The sequence below is a fragment of the Ruegeria sp. HKCCSA071 genome (assembly GCF_017872555.1).
Classification (GTDB): domain Bacteria; phylum Pseudomonadota; class Alphaproteobacteria; order Rhodobacterales; family Rhodobacteraceae; genus Ruegeria.
In genome coordinates this window covers 22,189-38,858 of sequence record NZ_JAEDOX010000017.1, presented here as the reverse complement: position 1 = coordinate 38,858, position 16,670 = coordinate 22,189, and the positions used below count along the sequence as shown (strand labels likewise).

General features: G+C 54.8%; 20 protein-coding genes, 1 tRNA gene and 1 riboswitch. Of the genes, 14 read left to right on the top strand and 7 right to left on the bottom strand.

Features of this window, described 5'->3' with window-relative positions:
* Positions 1-101: 101 nt before the first annotated feature.
* Complete coding sequence (locus I9188_RS18920) at positions 102-854, top strand: response regulator transcription factor (protein WP_245220735.1); 753 nt, start codon at positions 102-104, stop codon at positions 852-854.
* Complete coding sequence (locus I9188_RS18915) at positions 847-1,344, top strand: hypothetical protein (protein WP_245220737.1); 498 nt, start codon at positions 847-849, stop codon at positions 1,342-1,344. Before I9188_RS18920 ends, I9188_RS18915 begins: the two co-directional genes overlap by 8 nt.
* Positions 1,345-1,450: 106 nt before the next feature.
* On the opposite strand, the gene I9188_RS18910 is transcribed toward I9188_RS18915, so the two are convergent.
* The 4 genes from I9188_RS18910 to I9188_RS18895 all read right to left on the bottom strand — a co-directional run bounded on the left by I9188_RS18910 (position 1,451) and on the right by I9188_RS18895 (position 4,474).
* A tRNA-Leu gene (locus I9188_RS18910) sits at positions 1,451-1,536 on the bottom strand.
* A gap of 129 nt (positions 1,537-1,665) precedes the next feature.
* The gene (locus I9188_RS18905) at positions 1,666-2,427 is read right to left on the bottom strand and encodes an ABC transporter ATP-binding protein (RefSeq protein WP_209508013.1); all 762 of its coding nucleotides are present in this window, start codon (positions 2,425-2,427) and stop codon (positions 1,666-1,668) included.
* On the bottom strand, positions 2,424-3,455 hold the full coding sequence (locus I9188_RS18900) for an iron ABC transporter permease (RefSeq protein WP_348540356.1): 1,032 nt from the start codon (positions 3,453-3,455) through the stop codon (positions 2,424-2,426). Before I9188_RS18900 ends, I9188_RS18905 begins: the two co-directional genes overlap by 4 nt.
* Before the next feature lie 14 nt (positions 3,456-3,469).
* The gene (locus I9188_RS18895; RefSeq protein WP_209508017.1) at positions 3,470-4,474 is read right to left on the bottom strand and encodes an ABC transporter substrate-binding protein; all 1,005 of its coding nucleotides are present in this window, start codon (positions 4,472-4,474) and stop codon (positions 3,470-3,472) included.
* A gap of 152 nt (positions 4,475-4,626) precedes the next feature.
* A riboswitch (cobalamin riboswitch) is annotated at positions 4,627-4,820 on the bottom strand.
* A gap of 581 nt (positions 4,821-5,401) precedes the next feature.
* Here I9188_RS18895 and I9188_RS18890 point away from each other — a divergent pair.
* The 10 genes from I9188_RS18890 to I9188_RS18845 all read left to right on the top strand — a co-directional run bounded on the left by I9188_RS18890 (position 5,402) and on the right by I9188_RS18845 (position 13,085).
* Positions 5,402-6,631, top strand: coding sequence for a site-specific integrase (locus tag I9188_RS18890; protein ID WP_209599720.1), 1,230 nt, complete (start codon positions 5,402-5,404; stop codon positions 6,629-6,631).
* A gap of 489 nt (positions 6,632-7,120) precedes the next feature.
* Complete coding sequence (locus I9188_RS18885; protein ID WP_209599719.1) at positions 7,121-7,315, top strand: DUF6462 family protein; 195 nt, start codon at positions 7,121-7,123, stop codon at positions 7,313-7,315.
* A gap of 120 nt (positions 7,316-7,435) precedes the next feature.
* A complete protein-coding gene (locus tag I9188_RS18880) occupies positions 7,436-7,828 on the top strand; it encodes a hypothetical protein (protein WP_209599718.1) in 393 nt (130 codons plus the stop codon).
* 2 nt (positions 7,829-7,830) lie between these two features.
* Positions 7,831-8,040, top strand: a complete 210-nt coding sequence (locus I9188_RS18875) for a transcriptional coactivator p15/PC4 family protein (protein ID WP_209599717.1) — start codon at positions 7,831-7,833, stop codon at positions 8,038-8,040.
* Complete coding sequence (locus I9188_RS18870) at positions 8,037-8,915, top strand: hypothetical protein (RefSeq protein ID WP_209599716.1); 879 nt, start codon at positions 8,037-8,039, stop codon at positions 8,913-8,915. The genes I9188_RS18875 and I9188_RS18870 overlap by 4 nt, the downstream gene beginning before the upstream one ends.
* Positions 8,912-9,769 carry a toprim domain-containing protein gene (locus I9188_RS18865; RefSeq protein WP_209599715.1) on the top strand — a complete coding sequence of 286 codons (858 nt, stop codon included), beginning with the start codon at positions 8,912-8,914 and terminating at the stop codon, positions 9,767-9,769. Before I9188_RS18870 ends, I9188_RS18865 begins: the two co-directional genes overlap by 4 nt.
* Entirely contained in the window at positions 9,766-11,280 is a 1,515-nt protein-coding gene (locus I9188_RS18860; RefSeq protein WP_209599714.1) for a DUF3631 domain-containing protein, read from the top strand. The genes I9188_RS18865 and I9188_RS18860 overlap by 4 nt, the downstream gene beginning before the upstream one ends.
* Entirely contained in the window at positions 11,277-11,636 is a 360-nt protein-coding gene (locus I9188_RS18855) for a hypothetical protein (RefSeq protein WP_209599713.1), read from the top strand. The genes I9188_RS18860 and I9188_RS18855 overlap by 4 nt, the downstream gene beginning before the upstream one ends.
* Entirely contained in the window at positions 11,633-11,923 is a 291-nt protein-coding gene (locus I9188_RS18850; RefSeq protein WP_209599712.1) for a hypothetical protein, read from the top strand. Before I9188_RS18855 ends, I9188_RS18850 begins: the two co-directional genes overlap by 4 nt.
* A gap of 682 nt (positions 11,924-12,605) precedes the next feature.
* Complete coding sequence (locus I9188_RS18845; RefSeq protein WP_209599711.1) at positions 12,606-13,085, top strand: helix-turn-helix transcriptional regulator; 480 nt, start codon at positions 12,606-12,608, stop codon at positions 13,083-13,085.
* Positions 13,086-14,078: 993 nt separating this feature from the next.
* Here I9188_RS18845 and I9188_RS18840 read toward each other — a convergent pair.
* Together I9188_RS18840 and I9188_RS18835 are read right to left on the bottom strand one after the other, a co-directional pair.
* Positions 14,079-14,441 (bottom strand): hypothetical protein, encoded by a 363-nt coding sequence (locus tag I9188_RS18840; RefSeq protein ID WP_209599710.1) that lies wholly within the window; start codon positions 14,439-14,441, stop codon positions 14,079-14,081.
* A 118-nt stretch (positions 14,442-14,559) separates the two neighbouring features.
* The gene (locus I9188_RS18835; RefSeq protein WP_209599709.1) at positions 14,560-14,952 is read right to left on the bottom strand and encodes a thermonuclease family protein; all 393 of its coding nucleotides are present in this window, start codon (positions 14,950-14,952) and stop codon (positions 14,560-14,562) included.
* Between the two features lie 130 nt (positions 14,953-15,082).
* Here I9188_RS18835 and I9188_RS18830 point away from each other — a divergent pair, with 130 nt between their 5' ends.
* Positions 15,083-15,346: a hypothetical protein gene (locus I9188_RS18830; protein ID WP_209599708.1), complete on the top strand. Its 264-nt coding sequence runs from the start codon at positions 15,083-15,085 to the stop codon at positions 15,344-15,346.
* Positions 15,347-15,468: 122 nt separating this feature from the next.
* On the opposite strand, the gene I9188_RS18825 is transcribed toward I9188_RS18830, so the two are convergent.
* Entirely contained in the window at positions 15,469-15,819 is a 351-nt protein-coding gene (locus tag I9188_RS18825) for a Rap1a/Tai family immunity protein (RefSeq protein WP_209599707.1), read from the bottom strand.
* Between the two features lie 337 nt (positions 15,820-16,156).
* Here I9188_RS18825 and I9188_RS18820 point away from each other — a divergent pair, with 337 nt between their 5' ends.
* Entirely contained in the window at positions 16,157-16,513 is a 357-nt protein-coding gene (locus I9188_RS18820) for a nucleotide-binding protein (RefSeq protein WP_209599706.1), read from the top strand.
* The last annotated feature ends 157 nt before the right edge of the window (positions 16,514-16,670 follow it).

Here is a 16,670-nt window from a genome sequence, read left to right as displayed (position 1 = left end):
GAGTATAATAAAAGTTAATTACCTATTTGATTAGTTAACTATTTTAGACCGCCAGAATTCAAATTAGCGTTTTTGGTTGACCCTGTTTGCGAGGGAATGTGATGAGTGCGTCATTGATAGAAGAAACTGCCAATCAGGATCTTTATTCAGAAGATTTTTCGGTTGTCTTTATTGGAAAAGAATTATTCTACTCCAATCAGACCCTAAGAAGCGTTCAAACTGAATTCGGGGTTTGCGCTCAGCGGTTCGAAACCATCGAATCCATGAACGGCCGCACACCCGGTTGCAGCAAGATTATTGTTGTTGACCAGATGATGCTTGAAGACCTGTTGGCGCGACCTATGGCCTATACCAAAAGTACGGGATCCGGCTGTCTCGCATTTGCCTATCGCAAAGAAGAATCGGCCCGGCACATGTTTGAATCCTGGGATCGCGCGCAGTTCGGCGAAGTTGGATTTCTGCCGATGAATGTGGCGCCCGATGCCTGGCGCGCCATCCTCAGGCTGCTGATGCATGAAGAACTGTACCTACCCAGCTTCCTTGCCGATTGCGCCACATTCCTGGGCCAGCGCACGCGGGGCATCCCAGCCCGTCCAGCGACAAGCGCACCTAACGGAGTCGATCAAAAGTCGCGGTATCTGAAGCTGACGCGTCGCGAGAAGCAGGTCCTGCAACTTGTCTCGCAGGGCAAAAGCAACAAGTTGATCGCGGCCAAACTGGGAATTACGGAACACACGGTCAAACTGCATATGCACAACGTGGTTGGCAAGATCGGCGTCAGCAACCGCACCGCTGCCGCGCATTTCTATTATGAGGTTGCGCCGCACAAGGCGCAGCACTCCGCTGTTGACTGATACGTTCGAAGCCCGGTTCGATCGCCTGATCCTTCTGGTTGGCAGGCTGAACTATATGTGGACCAACACCGAAAGCCTGTTGATCCACCTGATCGCTGGCCTTTCCGGAACGTCGAAAGACGTGGCCGTCATTATCTTCCTGACCCTGAACACAACCCGCGCGCGTATTGATCTGGTCGAACGGCTTGCCAAGATGGAGGGAAGGCCCGCGCAGGTTCGCGACCCGATCCTTGAACGCACGCAACGGCTCAGCAAGCTTTCGGGCATCCGAAACAAGTATAACCACTGCATCTATTCATTCGATCAGGAGAGCGGAAACCCGAAAACGATCCTGATGCGGATTGCTGACCGCAAGACCGATATAAAACTGGGTCGCGCGGATACGGTAGATGATGACGCGCTTCGCGAAATCGAAGCGGTCGTCAACCAGCTTTCAGCCGCGAACCAGGATATCTGGAGGCTGATCCGGGAATTGGGGTATCCGGTATAGGCCGGGTCATGAATAGGACGCCATGACGACGTAGTCTGCGCTTCACTGCATGTGCGGTCCCGAAGACGCGCAACCCGGGCGGTGGAATGTTCCTGTCGAAAGTGCCTGGTGCGGGCGGTGGGACTCGAACCCACACGGGCATACGCCCTTCAGATTTTAAGTCTGATATGTCTACCATTCCATCACGCCCGCACGGCGCGGCCCTTTCGGACAGTGCAACGTCCTTACAAGCACAACGAGATGATAACAATGTGCTTTGACCCGCAAGGTCAGGAAAATTAGCTGAAAGCCCCGGTGGCGGCAGGAACAAATCCGGCCTTGTCAGTCCAGATGATAGGACAGGAACCGTTCTGTCCCGCCGGCACTAAACCCCCATTGTGCTTTGACACCAAAAACTTCTGAAACGGTTTCCAAAGACAAGGCTTGTTCGGGCGGGCCAAGAGAAACCAGCCGCCCTTTTGATAAAACAGCCACCCGGTCACAGGCCATCGCCTGATTCAGATCGTGGAGTGCCATCACTGTCGTCACTTTTAGAATTCGAACACAGTTCAGGATCGACAGTTGGTGATGAATGTCCAGATGGTTGGTCGGTTCGTCCAAAAGCAAAAGGCCCGGTTGCTGAGCCAAAGCGCGTGCAATGTGCAGTCGCTGGCGCTCTCCTCCCGACAATGTCGCCCATTCTCTGTGTGCCATATCGGCCATTTCCACGGTTTGCAGGGCTTTGTCGACTTGCCAGGTGTCTTCGGCGCGCCAGGGCCTTAAGGCCGACAGCCAGGGCGTGCGGCCCAGTTCGACCACGGAACGTGCGGTCACACGCTCGGCTGTATCAGCCTGTTGTTCAACGATGGCAATCCGTTGGGCAATCTGTCTGCGCGACAAGTGCGAAACGGGATGGCCCGCTATGACGACTTTTCCCGAAACCGGACGTGCCAAACCCGCCAGTAGGCGCATCAGCGTTGATTTACCCGAACCGTTGGGTCCGACCAAAGCCAGCGTTTCTCCGGGCTCCACGACAAAGGATACGTCTGACAATAAAGTCTTGCCGCGAACGGAATATGTCAGGTTCTGCGCCTCGATCTTCATCGGGCGCTCCTCTGGCCGCGCACAAGAATTACGGCAAAGGCAGGCGCACCGATCAGGGCGGTGACCACCCCAATCGGCAGAACCTGACCCGGGATGATGATGCGCGACACGATATCTGCACCGATCAGGAAGACCGCTCCGATCAAGGCGGCTGTTGGGATAAGCCTGCGATGTCCCGACCCCACAAGGAACCGAGCGGCATGAGGGATGACCAGCCCGACAAAGCCAATGGATCCGACGATCGAGACCATGACAGCTGTTGTAAGTGCGGTCGCAAAGATCAGGGTTGCCTGCACCCGCCGGACTGGAACGCCCAGCGAGGCCGCTGAATCAGAGCCGAAAATAAACGCATCCAGTGCTCTGGCGTGAAAGCGGCAAATGAGCCAACCGGCAAGTGCCACCGGAACGGCCAGATACACATCTGGCCAACGGACGCCGCTGAGGTTTCCCATCAGCCAGAACATAATCCCGCGCGCCTGATCGGCATTGGCGGATTTGGCAATAACGAACGCCGTCAGCGCATTGAACAATTGAGACCCGGCAATTCCCGCCAAGACGATCTGCGCCGTCGCAGCCCGCCCGCCCCCTGCGCCAGCGGCACGAGCCAGTAGCGCGACAAAACCAAAAGCCAAAAGCGCGCCATTGAACGCGCCAAAAGACAGCGACAAAACCCCACCGCCCAAACCAGCGATGGTAACAGCCACGGCACCCGTCGAGGCCCCGGCAGAAATGCCCAAAATGTAAGGGTCAGCCAACGGGTTTCGCAGCAAAGCCTGCAACACAACCCCGGCGACGGCCAGACCAGCGCCGCAGGACGCAGCGACCAGAGCGCGAGGAAGCCGATAGCTCCAGATAATACCCTGATCAATGGGGTCGACGGGCAGGTCCGCTCCGGCCAGCTTGTTGGCCAGAACGGACAGAACCAAATCGGGCGACAGCGAGGTTTCCCCGATCATCGCGCCCGCAAGGACCGCCGCAATCAACAATGGCACAGTAAGGCACGCAGCCTTGAAACCCTGCCGAAAGATTGCGGCGACCTCGTTCACAGGTTGTTTCCGATGGTATCCAGCTTCTCGGCCAGATCCTCCAGTGCCGGGATTGCGCGGATGGTGGCGTCCATGGCCTGCGCATCCATAATGACGATCCGATCATTTTTGACCGCATCCATCTGGCTGGTCACCGGATCAGTGCGCAGGAACTCCAGCTTTTTCAGGTAGTCGTCCGCAGCAAAACGACGGCGGTCCATCTTGGCAATCACGATCATTGTCGGATTGGCCTTGGCAATGGTTTCCCAGCCCACTGTCGGCCATTCTTCATCCGTCTCGACGACATTGCGGATGCCCAATGTGCTCATCATGTATCCCGGTGCGCCTTTTTGTCCGGCCACAAACGGATCGCTTTCCATTTCAGGAGAGGAAAACCAGAACACGGCTGACACGTCGTCCAGCTTCACGGCTTGCGCCTTGGCGACGGCTGCGGCTTCGCGGGCCTTATACTCAACAACCAGGTCCGTGCCGCGTTCGGACACATCAAAGGCTGCCGCCAGTTCTTCGATACCCTGATACAGCGTATCGGTCGAGAACGCTTGCAGGCGGGTGCCATCGCCGCCGACCGTATTGTCTTTGCCGACGCAATCCGCAGGCATCACGTAAGTTGGAATACCCAGTTCGTGAAATTGCTCACGCGTGGCGACGATGCCCTCGGGCCCGACATGCCATTCATATTGCGCTGCGACCAGTCCCGGCCGCTTGGCAACCACGCTTTCAAAGCTGGGATCATTATCTGCCAGACGCTCTACCTTGGCATTCACCTCGGCATATTCAGGCAGCACCTCGTTGAACCAGACCGAGGTTCCAAGAACCTGTTCGCCCAACCCCAGCGCATAAAGCACCTCGGTCGCGGCCTGGCCGACCGTGACTGACGACGTCACCGGAGCGTCAAACGTGACCGAGTGACCGCAGTTTTCGATGGTTAGGGGAAAGTTTCCTTCGGCGACAGCGCTGGTAGCCAGCAAGGAAAGGCCAATCAGGCCAGTGCGTAGAAACATGACAATCGATCTCCATGTGTCAATGACCAGAGAACGGGTGAATGGGCATTTACCGAAGCAACAGACGCTTTTCTGCCTGCTGTAAGCGCAGAGTGGAGTACAGCCCGCCCAGCGCGTTTCTTCGGCAACCTCCCCGGACAACCCCGCCCGGTGTGTTTCGGTTTCATACCGGCAGGTCTCCTGACTGACGGGTCTTTGTCTGTCCTGTCTTCCCAGACCCAAATGGCCCAGTGACGGAAATGGACAGCGCTCGCCGCCTACAGTTGCGGGGGCAGTTCCGGTTGGCACCAAAAGGCACCTCGGATTCCCTCTTAGCCACATCGGGACCGGTAAAACGCGGGTACCTTAACAGTTACCCTGCGGCAAGAAAAAACTCGGGTGTATCCCGCAGATTTTCTTGGAGCAATAAGCCACGCTACAAGACCGCGCTTTTTGTTTTCTCAACGGACTACAATTGAAGATTCCAGGTGGATTCTTGTTACGTTTTGGGTAACGCCAGCAAAGTGCCCGTGACGTCACTTTTCGTCGCGGCCCAGTCCACTGATCTCATCCAACACACCGGCCGCCTTCAAAACGGTTTCTTGCGAATTTCGAGCGGAGGGGTTCTAGCACCTAACCCGGTGGACAGACTGTGATTCACGTGTTTGCGTTTAAGTGTATTAAGAGTGCCCTTATCTGTGTTCCAATTTCCGGGCTAAAAACCCAATGAAATAAGGAAACAAAGGCTCTGAGGTGATGATAATGGTGCCCCCACACGGCATTGAACAAGTGATGCATACTGCGTCAACAGACACCAAAGACCCAAACTACCATATTTAAAAATAAGCAATATTTCCCTCATGTTCGTCTACATGCCCCAGAATGCCTCTTGAAAGCATTGAAAAATCAGGGGATAAAACGGGGGATACGCGGCACCACGAGGGGGATATGGCTGGAGGTCTCTACAAGCTAAGTGCTCAGCGGGTTAAGAAGACTGGACCGGGCAAGCACAGTGACGGAGGCGGGCTGTATCTTTACCGCCTGTCGTCGGGTGACCAGTGGGTGTTTCGGTTCACTATCTCAGGTGGACGCAAGGAAATGGGCTTAGGCGGTTACCCCAGCGTATCTCTGGCGCAGGCCCGTGAAATGGCAGACGCCTATCGCGGAATCGTCAAACGTGGCGGCAATCCAATAGAGTTACGCAACGCAGAGAAAGCGCAGGCGGCAGCAGATCAAGTCGCCAGTGACCCTAAAGCTCGTGAAAAGCGCTTGCTGAAGAACATCGCGCCCGCAGCCTTTGAGGCCCGCAAGGCACAGCTTAAAGGCGATGGTGAAGCGGGGCGTTGGTACAGCCCGATTAAGACGCACATACTTCCTGCGCTTGGCGAAAAGCCGGTCGAGGATATTACAGGTACCGTCATTGCTGATGCTCTGCGCCCGATTTGGCACACCAAGACTGACGTAGCCAGAAAGGCAATAACTCGGCTCAAGGCTTGCCTGAGATATGCTAGCGCCAACAGATACGAGATTGACCGCCACGCGATAGACGATGCCCGCGAACTGCTGGGCAAACAGGTGCATAAGGCGGAGAATATCCCCTCAATGAACTGGCGGGACGTTCCCGCGTTTTATCAAGGCCTGGAAGGCGGCGGCAAGGTTCAATTGGCTCTGCAATTGTTGATCCTGACCGGGCTGAGGTCCAAGCCGATCCGCTTTGCGCAGTTTGACCAGATAGACGGCAACGTATGGACAATCCCAGCGGAAATGGTGAAAGGGCCGCGCGGCAAGACAGATGATTTCCGGGTGCCTCTGACGGCAGAAGCGATGCGTATTGTTGAACTGGCTGAAAAGACCGCCCGCGATGGATATCTTTTCCCCGGAGTCCGGAAGGGTGTAATCAGTGACGCCAGCATGTCCCGCCATATGGAGCGATTGGAACTGCATGCCCGGCCTCACGGTTTTCGATCCAGTTTCCGCACTTGGGCGGATGAGGCCACAAATACAGGCTATGAGATAAAGGAAACCGCGATTGGTCATAAAGTCGGGTCAGCGGTTTCCCGCGCCTACCAGAGATCCGACTACTTTGAAGAAAGGCTGTTGTTGGCCGAGCGCTGGGCGTCACATCTGACCGGAGGAAAGGCAGTTGTGATTCCGATTCGAGGGGCAACGAATGCGTAGAATCACACAAATACCTCGCAGTGTTCCTAGGCACGTATGCGATGTTTTTGTTGGTTATGCACAATTATTCCCAAATCTTTTTTCCCAATGTGTAACATCATCATATTGTGCCGTGCGTTACCGGGGGGTATGTTGATAGTGCAACTCAGTACACGAAATGGGATGCAAATGAGCGCAGAGAACCGCCGCAGTCGCCAAACGTAGACGGCTCATCTGCTTCACCCGAAACCTAAAAGAAGGCCCGGAATAGAATATACGGCGTGGAAAAATCGGAATTCACCAATAGTAAAAATTGGCTCTTCCATCGTCCGCCTAGTTCAAGGGACTCACGTCCCTTGGTGTCACACCCTATAAGTACGTCTCGATGAAAAATTTTTCAACACGAAAGTTCTCTGAGAGCGTACGCGAGTCACGTAGGGGGCGCCCTTAAGTGGCTCCAAACAGTGGTTGTTCTTTTCCGGGCCTTCTGCCAGCAACGAGGTATAACCCATGGCAGAACCGAAAACGCAGGCCGTTAACCTGATCCGGCTAAAGGACGCGATTGAGCGTTACTCATTGAGCCGTTCTACCTTCGACCGTCTCGCCCATAGTGGCGCGATTACCAAGTATCCCGCCGGTCGGGTTACATTCGTGGATTCGCATCAGATTGATGCGTGGATCATGGGTCAGCGCCAGAGCGCATAACGAAACCCGCGCCACAATGGGGGCAACCATTGGACACGGTCGATTTCGTTGTAACAGTAACGGCTTACGACGCCCTCAATGTACCGTGTTCTCCCCCTTCGTGCAAGAAGGATAGAACAATTGAAACCGACCAAGAGCAGTGAAAAGAAGGCATATCGCCTATCTAAAACCACCCTGACCAAAGAGCCCCGCAACACGCTGTACGTTCAACGTTGGGCGGACCTGCCCGCGCTGACGGATATGGCCGAGTTTGCAATCACAAACACTGATGGCAACAGCCACTCTATCCACATCAACAAAAACACGCGCCGTGTATTTGAGGCACTGTGGAAGAGCCCAATTTATTGCGCCTCGCGTTGCAGGATCAGCCACTACGTCAACCTGCTCCGTCATGAGTATAATGTGGAGATTGAAACCGACCGCTACAGCAATGACCCAGACACAGGCCGTCTAACATACGGCGTATTCCGGTTGGTCAGCAAGGTTCGCCGCATCCAGTCAAGCGGGGTGTAGGCATGATTACTATTCCGAAAAACACAAAGGAAGAAATCAGACTGACCCGCGAAGACTTCATGGGGTGTGACGTTGTGAGTGTTCGCGTCTGGTATCTGGCGAAGGACGGGGAGAAGTACCCGACCAAAAAGGGGGTGGCTTTCAAGGCCTCCCTTCTACCTGACATTCAGGCTGCTTTGGCGAAACTTGCTATTCAGGCGGTGCAGCCATGACCGTTTATGACGCTAGCCCCTTAAAACGCCGCAGGGCGTCCAAAGCAGAAATGGAAGAGCGTGCTGCATTCTTGATTCAGTATGCAAACGAACATGGTCCCGTGACAACGCGGGGCCTGTATTACCAAGCCGAAGTTGCCGGGTTGCCGGGGATCGACAAGACCGAAAAGGGCTATTCGAAAGTTCAAAGGCAAGTCCTGGCTCTACGCCGCGTCGGACGTATGGGCTATGACCTCATTGCCGATGCAACCCGCTATATGCGCCGCCCCCGGACTTTTGATGGGTGGGAAAACGCTCTGTACGAAACAGCCCGGATGTATCGTAAGTCCCTCTGGGCAGATTCCGACACTGAGGTTGAAATATGGATTGAGAAATCGGCACTGGCCGGTGTCGTCTTTCCTGTGACCTCGGAATATGACGTACCGTTGATGCCTAGTGGCGGCTTTACTTCCGAGACATTTGCGCACGATGCGGTTGAGCGACTGCGCGGAACCGGCAAGGCACTGGTTGCTTATGCGCTTTATGACTTCGACCGCAGCGGCATGGATGCAACCAACTCACTCCGGGAAAAGGTTGAGCGGTTCGGGCGGGAATACAATGTCCCGGTCAGTTTTTATCAACTCGGCTTGACTGTTGAACAGGTTGAGGAACTGGACCTGCCGACACGACCGCCCAAACGCACTTCCAAGGCGGATCAACGCTGGCCCTATCCCTATGCAGCCGAGCTGGATGCAATTCCGCCTGACGTACTGCGTTCCATGGTGCGGAATGCAATCGAACAACATCTGCCCGCGCGCGAATTGGAGCAGATGAAACGAGTTGAACAGATGGAGCGGGAAACCCTGTTCCAGTTTGTCGGGGAGATGCAGTCATGAACGCTGAAACCGTGACATTCGAACTCGGTGGCGTCTGGCGCAATGGGCGGGGCTCTGCGCCCTGCCCTGTCTGCCAACCCGAACGACGCAAAGACCAGACTGCACTGTCTATCTCGGAATCCGGCGGCAAGCTGCTGCTGTACTGCTTCAAGGGCGGCTGTGGCTTCAAGGACATTGCCGACGCTGCCAACGTCCCCGCCAGTTCAGCACGGATCGATCCGCAGGCACAGCGCGAAGCGGACAAAAACCGCAAGGCATACGAGGAAAACAAGCTGAAGCAGGCGCGAGGGATCTGGGAAGCATCCCACCCCATCGAGCGCACCAAAGCCGAGGCCTATCTGCGCGGGCGCGGTATCACCTGCCCCCTGCCCCCTTCTCTGCGTTTCGCCCCGGATATCTTTCATGGCCCGTCAACGTCTTGGTGCATGGCTTTGGTGGCTCAGGTCACGACCGGAGGCATTCACAGGACGTACTTCGACAAAAAAGGGGTTCGCGTCAGCAAAAGTCCAAAACTGATGCTGGGGCCATGCTCTGGCGGCGCTGTGGTGCTGTCAGAGGCCGTAGGGCCGCTTGTAGTGTGCGAGGGCATCGAGACAGGTTTATCCCTGCTTTCAGGCATGCTCAGCGGCCCTGCTACGGTGTGGGCCACGCTCAGCACCTCGGGAATGAAGGCCCTGCGCCTCCCCAAAAAACCGGGGGCGCTGATTATCGCAACAGACGGAGACCCAGCGGGACGGGAAGCGGGCGATAAACTCGCCTCTCGGGCTCATGCCCTTGGCTGGACTGTATCGATGATGCCCGCACCAGACGGACAGGATTGGAATGACGCCCTGATAGAGGGAGCAGTAAAATGACGACAACAGCAGAACAGGCAATTGTGCAATTCACCCCTGACACTGATGATGTTGCTATCCTGGAGTTAGCAACCATGCCGGTCATCGAATACGAGCGGTGCCGCGAAGCCAAGGCCGAGGAACTGGGCATTCGTGTATCGGTTCTGGATAAGCTGGTCGAAAGCAAGCGACCCAAAGAAGAACCAAAGTCAGTTTCAATTGTTGATGAAGTCGATCCTTGGGAAACCCCGGTATCTGGTGAGGAACTTATCAAAGAGGTTCTGGGCACAATCCACCGCTTTTGCGTTTTGCCTGATTACTCCGATATCGTCATGGCGTTCTGGGTGCTTCATGCACATGCACATGACGCTGCCGATATCTCGCCAATCCTGGCCTTCACCAGCCCGGAAAAGCGTTGTGGCAAAAGCACCGCCCTTAATGTGGTGTCGGTGATGGTGCCGAAGCCTATCCACACGGTCAATACAAGTGCAGCGGTCGTGTTTCGGGTAATGGATGCTTATCATCCAACGGTGTTGATTGATGAAGCTGACACCTTTCTTTCGGACAAGGATGAACTTCGCGGCATTCTCAATGGCGGGCACAACAGGTTGACCGCCAAGGTGTTGCGGACGGTAGGGGATGACCATGAGCCGCGCGCCTTCTGTGCATGGGCTCCAAAGTGCATCGCCATGATAGGCAACCTGCCCGACACCTTGGAGGATCGGGCGCTTGTTGTCAGACTCCGCCGAAAGCAGCCGGGGGAAGTGGTTGAGCGCTTTCGTGGAGACAGGATTCAGCAATTTGTTCCGCTCTGCCGAAAAGCCGCGCGCTGGGCGCAGGACAATGCGGATGCGCTGCGTGGGCTGGACCCTGATGTTCCCGATGCCCTTCATGACCGAGCACAAGACAACGCTCGGGCGATGATTGCGATTGCTGACCTGATTGGCGGGGATTGGCCGGAGTTGCTGCGCGCCGCGTTGGTTGCAATGGCGTCCCGCAGTGATGACGAACCGAAAAGCGCCGGGGTTCTGTTGCTGCGCGACATAGCTGAGATTGTGGAGAAGTGGCACGGCGGGCATATCACCAGCACGGACCTTGTTGACGAGCTTTGCAAGCTGGAAGAAAGCCCTTGGGCAGAGTGGCGTCGTGGACAACCGATTACCGCTCGGGGCGTCGCAAAACTGCTGAAGGCCTACGGCATCACACCGGGTCGAACCAAGACCTATCGGTACTATGAAATCACAGATTTCAGGGACGCATTTGATAGGTATCTCTCGGACACCCCCTCACAAGCGTCACTATGCGTCACCAACAGTCAACTGGCTGAAACTGAACAAAAAAACGGTGACGCTTGGGGTGACACTTACGACCGGGTGACACTTGCTAGTGTCACCACCTCACAAGCGTCACCTCAAGTGTCACCAAAAAATCAATTAAATACAGAGTCTTACCATTCGGTGACGCTTGGTGACGCTTATTTGGGGGTTGCTGGGAGAAAGGGTGCCTCTGACGTGGTGGAGGGCGAGCTATGAGCGCAGCGATTGAGTTGGTTGAAAGCCTTCGGCAACAGGGTGTCCGGTTTGAGCTGGCTGGCGACAAGGTGAAATTTCGGGGCAATCGCGAACTGCTAACACCGGAGCGGATCGAAGCCCTTAAACAAAGCCGGGGTGAGGTGGTTGAATTCCTGCGCGGATCACCACAAGACGCACCGGAACGCCCGGCAATAGCCACTTTGCCTGACAAAGTTGGTGTTGGTGGCAGGCCCGTCACATGGGCGGGTAAAGTTGTCAGCCTGGACGACTGGCGGAATCTGACGGATTGGGAGCGCCACGGGCCGAACGGTAGATTGTGGAATGGCAAAATTCAGCAGTGGGAGGAAGCGAAATGATAGAACCTCAATACTTACCACCTGAAGAATCCAAGAACCTGCTGGCCGGTATCCTGCTGGATTTCGCAGAGCAAGGGGCCGAAGAACTGGGTAAATACCTGTTTCACATTGGCTTCGATATCTCGGCCATATCCAGCACGGCAGAATTGCTGCCCGCCTTCTTCGGTCACTACAGGATCGGACAGGGCACCTATGACACGGACAGAGCCGCGCATGACCTTTTGACGTGGCCACCAATCGCTGCAGAGGTTTTCAGGCTGATCGAAGGCCGGAGTTTAGCCAAATGATTTGTGAACGCGTTGAACAATCTAGAATTGGCGACTTCGATACTTCGGGCCGGCACTGGGTACACGTCTGCGGTCACCGCGTGGCGCTGGATTTCACGGCCTGCAATCTGGGCGGCAATCGCGCGTGGTTCCTGTGTCCCGGCTGCAATCGGCGCTGTGGAGTTCTCTACCCTCTCGAATGTCGCCTGTGCCTCGGGCTGCGGTATGCGTCAGAAGCCAAGGGTGTTCAGGACAGGGATTATCAGCAAGCATTCAAGCTGCGGCACAGCCTTGGGCAATCCTCTGGCGGGCTAGAGCAACCCTTTCCGCCTAAGCCCCGGCTGATGCGCTGGCACACGTACTTGCGGATAAGAAAACAGGCACAGGCCAGAGAGGCGCGGATATTGGGCCGATTGGCCGCTGTGCTACCTCATGGGCTTAAACAATCTGACGCTTAAATAGAGGCGGTCTATGACAGAATGTAGATATTTCCGGGGTCAAGTCGTGCGCGCACGTGATGGGGTGTTAGCGGGCAGTAAATTGACCAGTACGCGCGCGTGTGCGTACGGCTCTTACTGGCCTGCCAGAATTTTGAGGCGGTCATGACGGTTTGCAGATTTTCTTCCGGTCTCGATGTGTGCGCGCGATGTGGGGTTTTATTCTGCCGTGTTTTGCGAGGCCTAAAAAAGAAGGATTCAGGCAGATGTTGACCGGCAAAGATATCAGAGCGGCCCGTAAGGCCCGTGGTCTCAATCAAACCGAGTTGGGCAAGCTGGTGGGCTGTGGTCGGCATACAGTGAGTTATTGGGAGAACAAGACGCGCCTTAGCCGCAGGTGTGCTTGTGCGGATATCTGCGAGGCTTTGGGCTTGGCCAAACGTCTGCTGGCTGATTGGAGCTGGTTCCGCGACCACCAGCAAGAAGCAATCGACCGTAGGGTAGAAGCCGAATTGCAACGCGCCAGAGAAGCCGAGGAACGGCGGAAAGCAACCCGCCGGGTGCCGTGTGGTGCAAAAACCCGGAAAGGCCACCCCTGCCGTGCCCTATCAGAACCGGGAAAGCGCCGTTGCCGGTTTCACGGGGGCAAATCTACCGGGCCTCGAACTGAGGCGGGTCGTAAGCAGATTGCCGAAGCTCAGAGGCGTCGTTGGGCGGCGTATCGCGGCCAGAATAACCGGGACTGACTACCTTAAGATTACCCTAAGGTTTCCTCGTCTTTAATGGCTACCAGTTCAAAGGGAAGCATCGCAAACCCTCGTTCATTTCGCTCAAACCTGACTTTGAATCCGTGCGCAGCCATGAATGCATGAAATCGCTGTTCCTGCATTGGCGATAGCCCCTCCGTCACCCCACTTCGGGTGCACTTACGGCATATCGCAATGCCCCACTCGTTTCGCCCGTACCATAGGGAATTCTCTGAAATCGCGCGGTCACACAGATTGCATCTACTGTAACTAGTCATAGTGGTCTCCTTGATAACATAAGGACCACGGTTCCAGATTCGGATTGAACGCCAAATGCACGGGTTGGGGCGTGATGCGACGCGCCGAACTCGTACCCCCTCATTGAAATCGTAAATCCCCATCAAGGCGCGCCGCACCACCCTGCTACCTGTGCGACTTGTTCAAATTGCGTCCATGGGATGAAAGGTGCAGTTGCGTTCTGACATTCAAAAAACGCAATTTTATTTCCGACGGATCAATGGTGAACTCGTGGGGCGGCGCGCCGAACTCAACAACCCCCTCAAATCCAGATGGAAAAACTGGAACGCTCTAAAATCAACACGCGCCACCCACGGACAGAGGATCGCATTGCGGCAAAATTGTGTCTACGACTCGTTTTGAAACTCACTGTTCGCCCTTTGGAAACAAACTTTTTCGGTGAAGTTTGCAATTTTACGGGAAACCCCCAATTTCGGGCAAAACGCAAATTGGGTAATTTGGGATCAGAATAACCACTTACCCCCTCGTGACGAAGATAGGGGCTGGCCTCGACCCCCTCAGCCAGCCCTTATTCTTGCTCTGGCCACCCCGGCAGATTGTTTGGAGCAGGAACGTCATTCCGAACCAGCCAGTCACGTATTGCTGCCCAGTGGTCCTGTGACCCAGCCGTGTACCGCCGTGAATGCAAATCGTCTATCTGCTGTTCAAGGTAAGGCCACCAGTGCAGCTTGATCCTCAGGCTATGGGATTTGGCCCAAGCGCGCAGCGCTGCTTGCCAGTCATCAACTCGCCGGGATTCAAGTTCCCTGTAAAGGTCAAAGGGGATTCGATAAGGCCAGTCAGACATGAAGAACAGATAGCGAACTTCTGGAGCTTGTCCAAACGGTTTAAGAAGCCTACCGTCGACTTATGTGCAACCTGTACGCGCGCCAGCATTTCCGCCCACGCAGAAGCCCTTGCTTTGCCTTCTTCGGTGATTGCCGGATCGTCTCCGCTGAGTTCCTTCTCAGCATGGCGGATGACGTAGACGGCATCTTGTGCCGATGTGGTGGGTGCCGCCGCCATAGCAACAAGGAAAACCAAAAAGGGCAATTTCATAACATCACTCCATTTAATCTTTCCGCAAGGGTACTGATTGGGTGCAAACGAGACAACAAATGTGTCCTCAAAGGTAAGGTCGGCCTCGTGCCGCAGAGCAAATATTGCCTCATAGATTTCACCTACAATAATCCGCCCGTCTAAGCCGTGACTTAGCCGCTGCCGTCTCCAAGTGCCTGTATCGGCCACCTGAGTATCTACGACAGTCCAAAGCATGCCCTGCCGCGATTACAGCGGCTCCTATGTCCTGGCCATCCGCATAACAGACACCAACCCAACGGTCATGCGTACGTTCGCCATTCAAATCGCATGAAATGGATTTGCCGCGCAGATAGTTCACCATCCAGCGCTTGGCGTCCTGACCGGAACGTGTGCCGAGCTCGGGGGCATCGACGCCGTTCAGTCTCACTGGAGTTCCATCGACAACAATCGTGTCAGCGTCACGCACATGCAGGCTGGCTGCATGGGCAGAAGGCGCAAGAAGGATCAAAAACAAAAGTAAGCGTTTCATTTCGAAGATATATGCAATCTGGGCAAACTCTTCACCCCAATTGAACTGGCGCGGTCGCTTGAGCAGGCAGCGAGTTAAATCGGATCTCCCAACAATAACAAAGGCTGTTCCCGGATAAGGTACACGGAAAATGAGTGACCGTGAAAGCGCGACAATCTGGATTGAGGAACTGGACCCGCCCTATGTTCGAATGGGATTCACGTCATACCCATGGCAGAACTCGCACCGGATTGCACAGCGGGCCAACGCATTGGCGCGGAACTATTCCAAAGGCTGGTACTGCGCCTACTGTGGTGAGCTTATGCCCGAGTGGAAACGGCTCGATGCCAAGTTTTGTAAAGAAGGCTGTCGCAAGATGGCGGCCCGGAAACGAAGAACACGCAGCAGGGTTTAAAATGTCCTTGACCCAAAATTGCAGAGCCTGTTTCCCTATACCTCATATCAAGGGCGGCGACACTACGTCAAAGCCAGAGGCCACATTGAAACGAGCCGCATGAGCGGATTACCTGAGACACCTTAACACGGGAAAGCTTCTTTAAGCGCCAACAATACAAGGATTTCGCCGGTATGGTGCCGGAGTTTTGGGTTGTTTTCTATGAACAACACAACGATGTCAACATACTGTTGTGCGGACACTCCCTCATTTACGTGGCAAATTCCAATGCTGTCTTGAGCGACTTCGTCTGGCGCGACGGTCGGGTTACTATCCTCATCAACAAGAGAGGCCACAACGGCAACTGCTCCGATGGTTATCCCGTTCATCGCTCCTAGGATATATCCAGAACAAACACCATAGGCGAAAGACGTTTGGTCAGCGCCACAGTTAGTGAGGATCATGTTTCCAGTGAATCCTCTTGAATCGGCCATGGATACGTGTGGCCCACTGAAACACAAAACGGCCAGCGAGAGTGCTCGCAAAAACATCATATCAATCCTCCGCATTGAAACGAGTCGAGGCTACGCACCGAAAGCGCGGTTCTGACAGGGTATCCAACGGGAAGCCAACCGATTGGATCTTCAAAACTTTTTCCATATTTTCGTTCATCCGCCCTCCGGCTTGAGCGACAATGTTGGAATCCAACGCTGTTCTGGACTCAGAATTGAACCTTGGCCCTTCTAGCGGGCAGATCAACCCAACGGCCTTATTTTTGCCCGAGCAATCACCTAAAGCTTAACAATCGGTTAAATTTATTTGAGTGGGTTCATGCGCGTTCTATACAACCTTCTTTCCGTCGTCTTCCTGTCTTTTTCTCTGGCCAATTCAGTCCACGCAGGCGAAATCACGCCACGAGACGCAGCCAGTCATGTAGGGGAACAATCTACTGTGGTTGGTGTGGTCAGCCAAGTATCGAACAGCGGCAAAGGCACGACCTTCATTAACTTTGGTGGCCGCTTTCCCAATCATGTGTTCTACGCCGTGATATTTCGAAAGAACGGCCACAAATTTCCCAGCGTCTACACCTATGAAGGCCAGACCATTGCTATCACCGGGACCATAGAGCTCTACAAAGGCAAGCCGCAGATTATTCTGACGTCACCGGATCAGGTTCAGGTGCGATAGGCTTATTCCACAATGAAGGAAAGAAATGTGGTTTTGATGGCTCTTGCTGGGTGCCAGTAGGACGTCTAACCCTTCACTCCAAATCGAAGGATGCTAGAAACCTAATATACCTGAAACTAGGCAGTCATTTCTTAAATATGGACACCAGGTACAAAGT

What these genes read in the sequence shown, in the direction of transcription:
- I9188_RS18920 (WP_245220735.1), top strand. Translation starts at nt 102, where the DNA reads ATGAGTGCGTCATTGATAGAAGAAACTGCCAATCAGGATCTTTATTCA.
- I9188_RS18905 (WP_209508013.1), bottom strand. Translation starts at nt 2,427, where the DNA reads ATGAAGATCGAGGCGCAGAACCTGACATATTCCGTTCGCGGCAAGACT.
- I9188_RS18895 (WP_209508017.1), bottom strand. Translation starts at nt 4,474, where the DNA reads ATGTTTCTACGCACTGGCCTGATTGGCCTTTCCTTGCTGGCTACCAGC.
- I9188_RS18890 (WP_209599720.1), top strand. Translation starts at nt 5,402, where the DNA reads ATGGCTGGAGGTCTCTACAAGCTAAGTGCTCAGCGGGTTAAGAAGACT.
- I9188_RS18885 (WP_209599719.1), top strand. Translation starts at nt 7,121, where the DNA reads ATGGCAGAACCGAAAACGCAGGCCGTTAACCTGATCCGGCTAAAGGAC.
- I9188_RS18875 (WP_209599717.1), top strand. Translation starts at nt 7,831, where the DNA reads ATGATTACTATTCCGAAAAACACAAAGGAAGAAATCAGACTGACCCGC.
- I9188_RS18870 (WP_209599716.1), top strand. Translation starts at nt 8,037, where the DNA reads ATGACCGTTTATGACGCTAGCCCCTTAAAACGCCGCAGGGCGTCCAAA.
- I9188_RS18865 (WP_209599715.1), top strand. Translation starts at nt 8,912, where the DNA reads ATGAACGCTGAAACCGTGACATTCGAACTCGGTGGCGTCTGGCGCAAT.
- I9188_RS18860 (WP_209599714.1), top strand. Translation starts at nt 9,766, where the DNA reads ATGACGACAACAGCAGAACAGGCAATTGTGCAATTCACCCCTGACACT.
- I9188_RS18855 (WP_209599713.1), top strand. Translation starts at nt 11,277, where the DNA reads ATGAGCGCAGCGATTGAGTTGGTTGAAAGCCTTCGGCAACAGGGTGTC.
- I9188_RS18850 (WP_209599712.1), top strand. Translation starts at nt 11,633, where the DNA reads ATGATAGAACCTCAATACTTACCACCTGAAGAATCCAAGAACCTGCTG.
- I9188_RS18845 (WP_209599711.1), top strand. Translation starts at nt 12,606, where the DNA reads ATGTTGACCGGCAAAGATATCAGAGCGGCCCGTAAGGCCCGTGGTCTC.
- I9188_RS18840 (WP_209599710.1), bottom strand. Translation starts at nt 14,441, where the DNA reads ATGAAATTGCCCTTTTTGGTTTTCCTTGTTGCTATGGCGGCGGCACCC.
- I9188_RS18835 (WP_209599709.1), bottom strand. Translation starts at nt 14,952, where the DNA reads ATGAAACGCTTACTTTTGTTTTTGATCCTTCTTGCGCCTTCTGCCCAT.
- I9188_RS18830 (WP_209599708.1), top strand. Translation starts at nt 15,083, where the DNA reads ATGAGTGACCGTGAAAGCGCGACAATCTGGATTGAGGAACTGGACCCG.
- I9188_RS18825 (WP_209599707.1), bottom strand. Translation starts at nt 15,819, where the DNA reads ATGGCCGATTCAAGAGGATTCACTGGAAACATGATCCTCACTAACTGT.
- I9188_RS18820 (WP_209599706.1), top strand. Translation starts at nt 16,157, where the DNA reads ATGCGCGTTCTATACAACCTTCTTTCCGTCGTCTTCCTGTCTTTTTCT.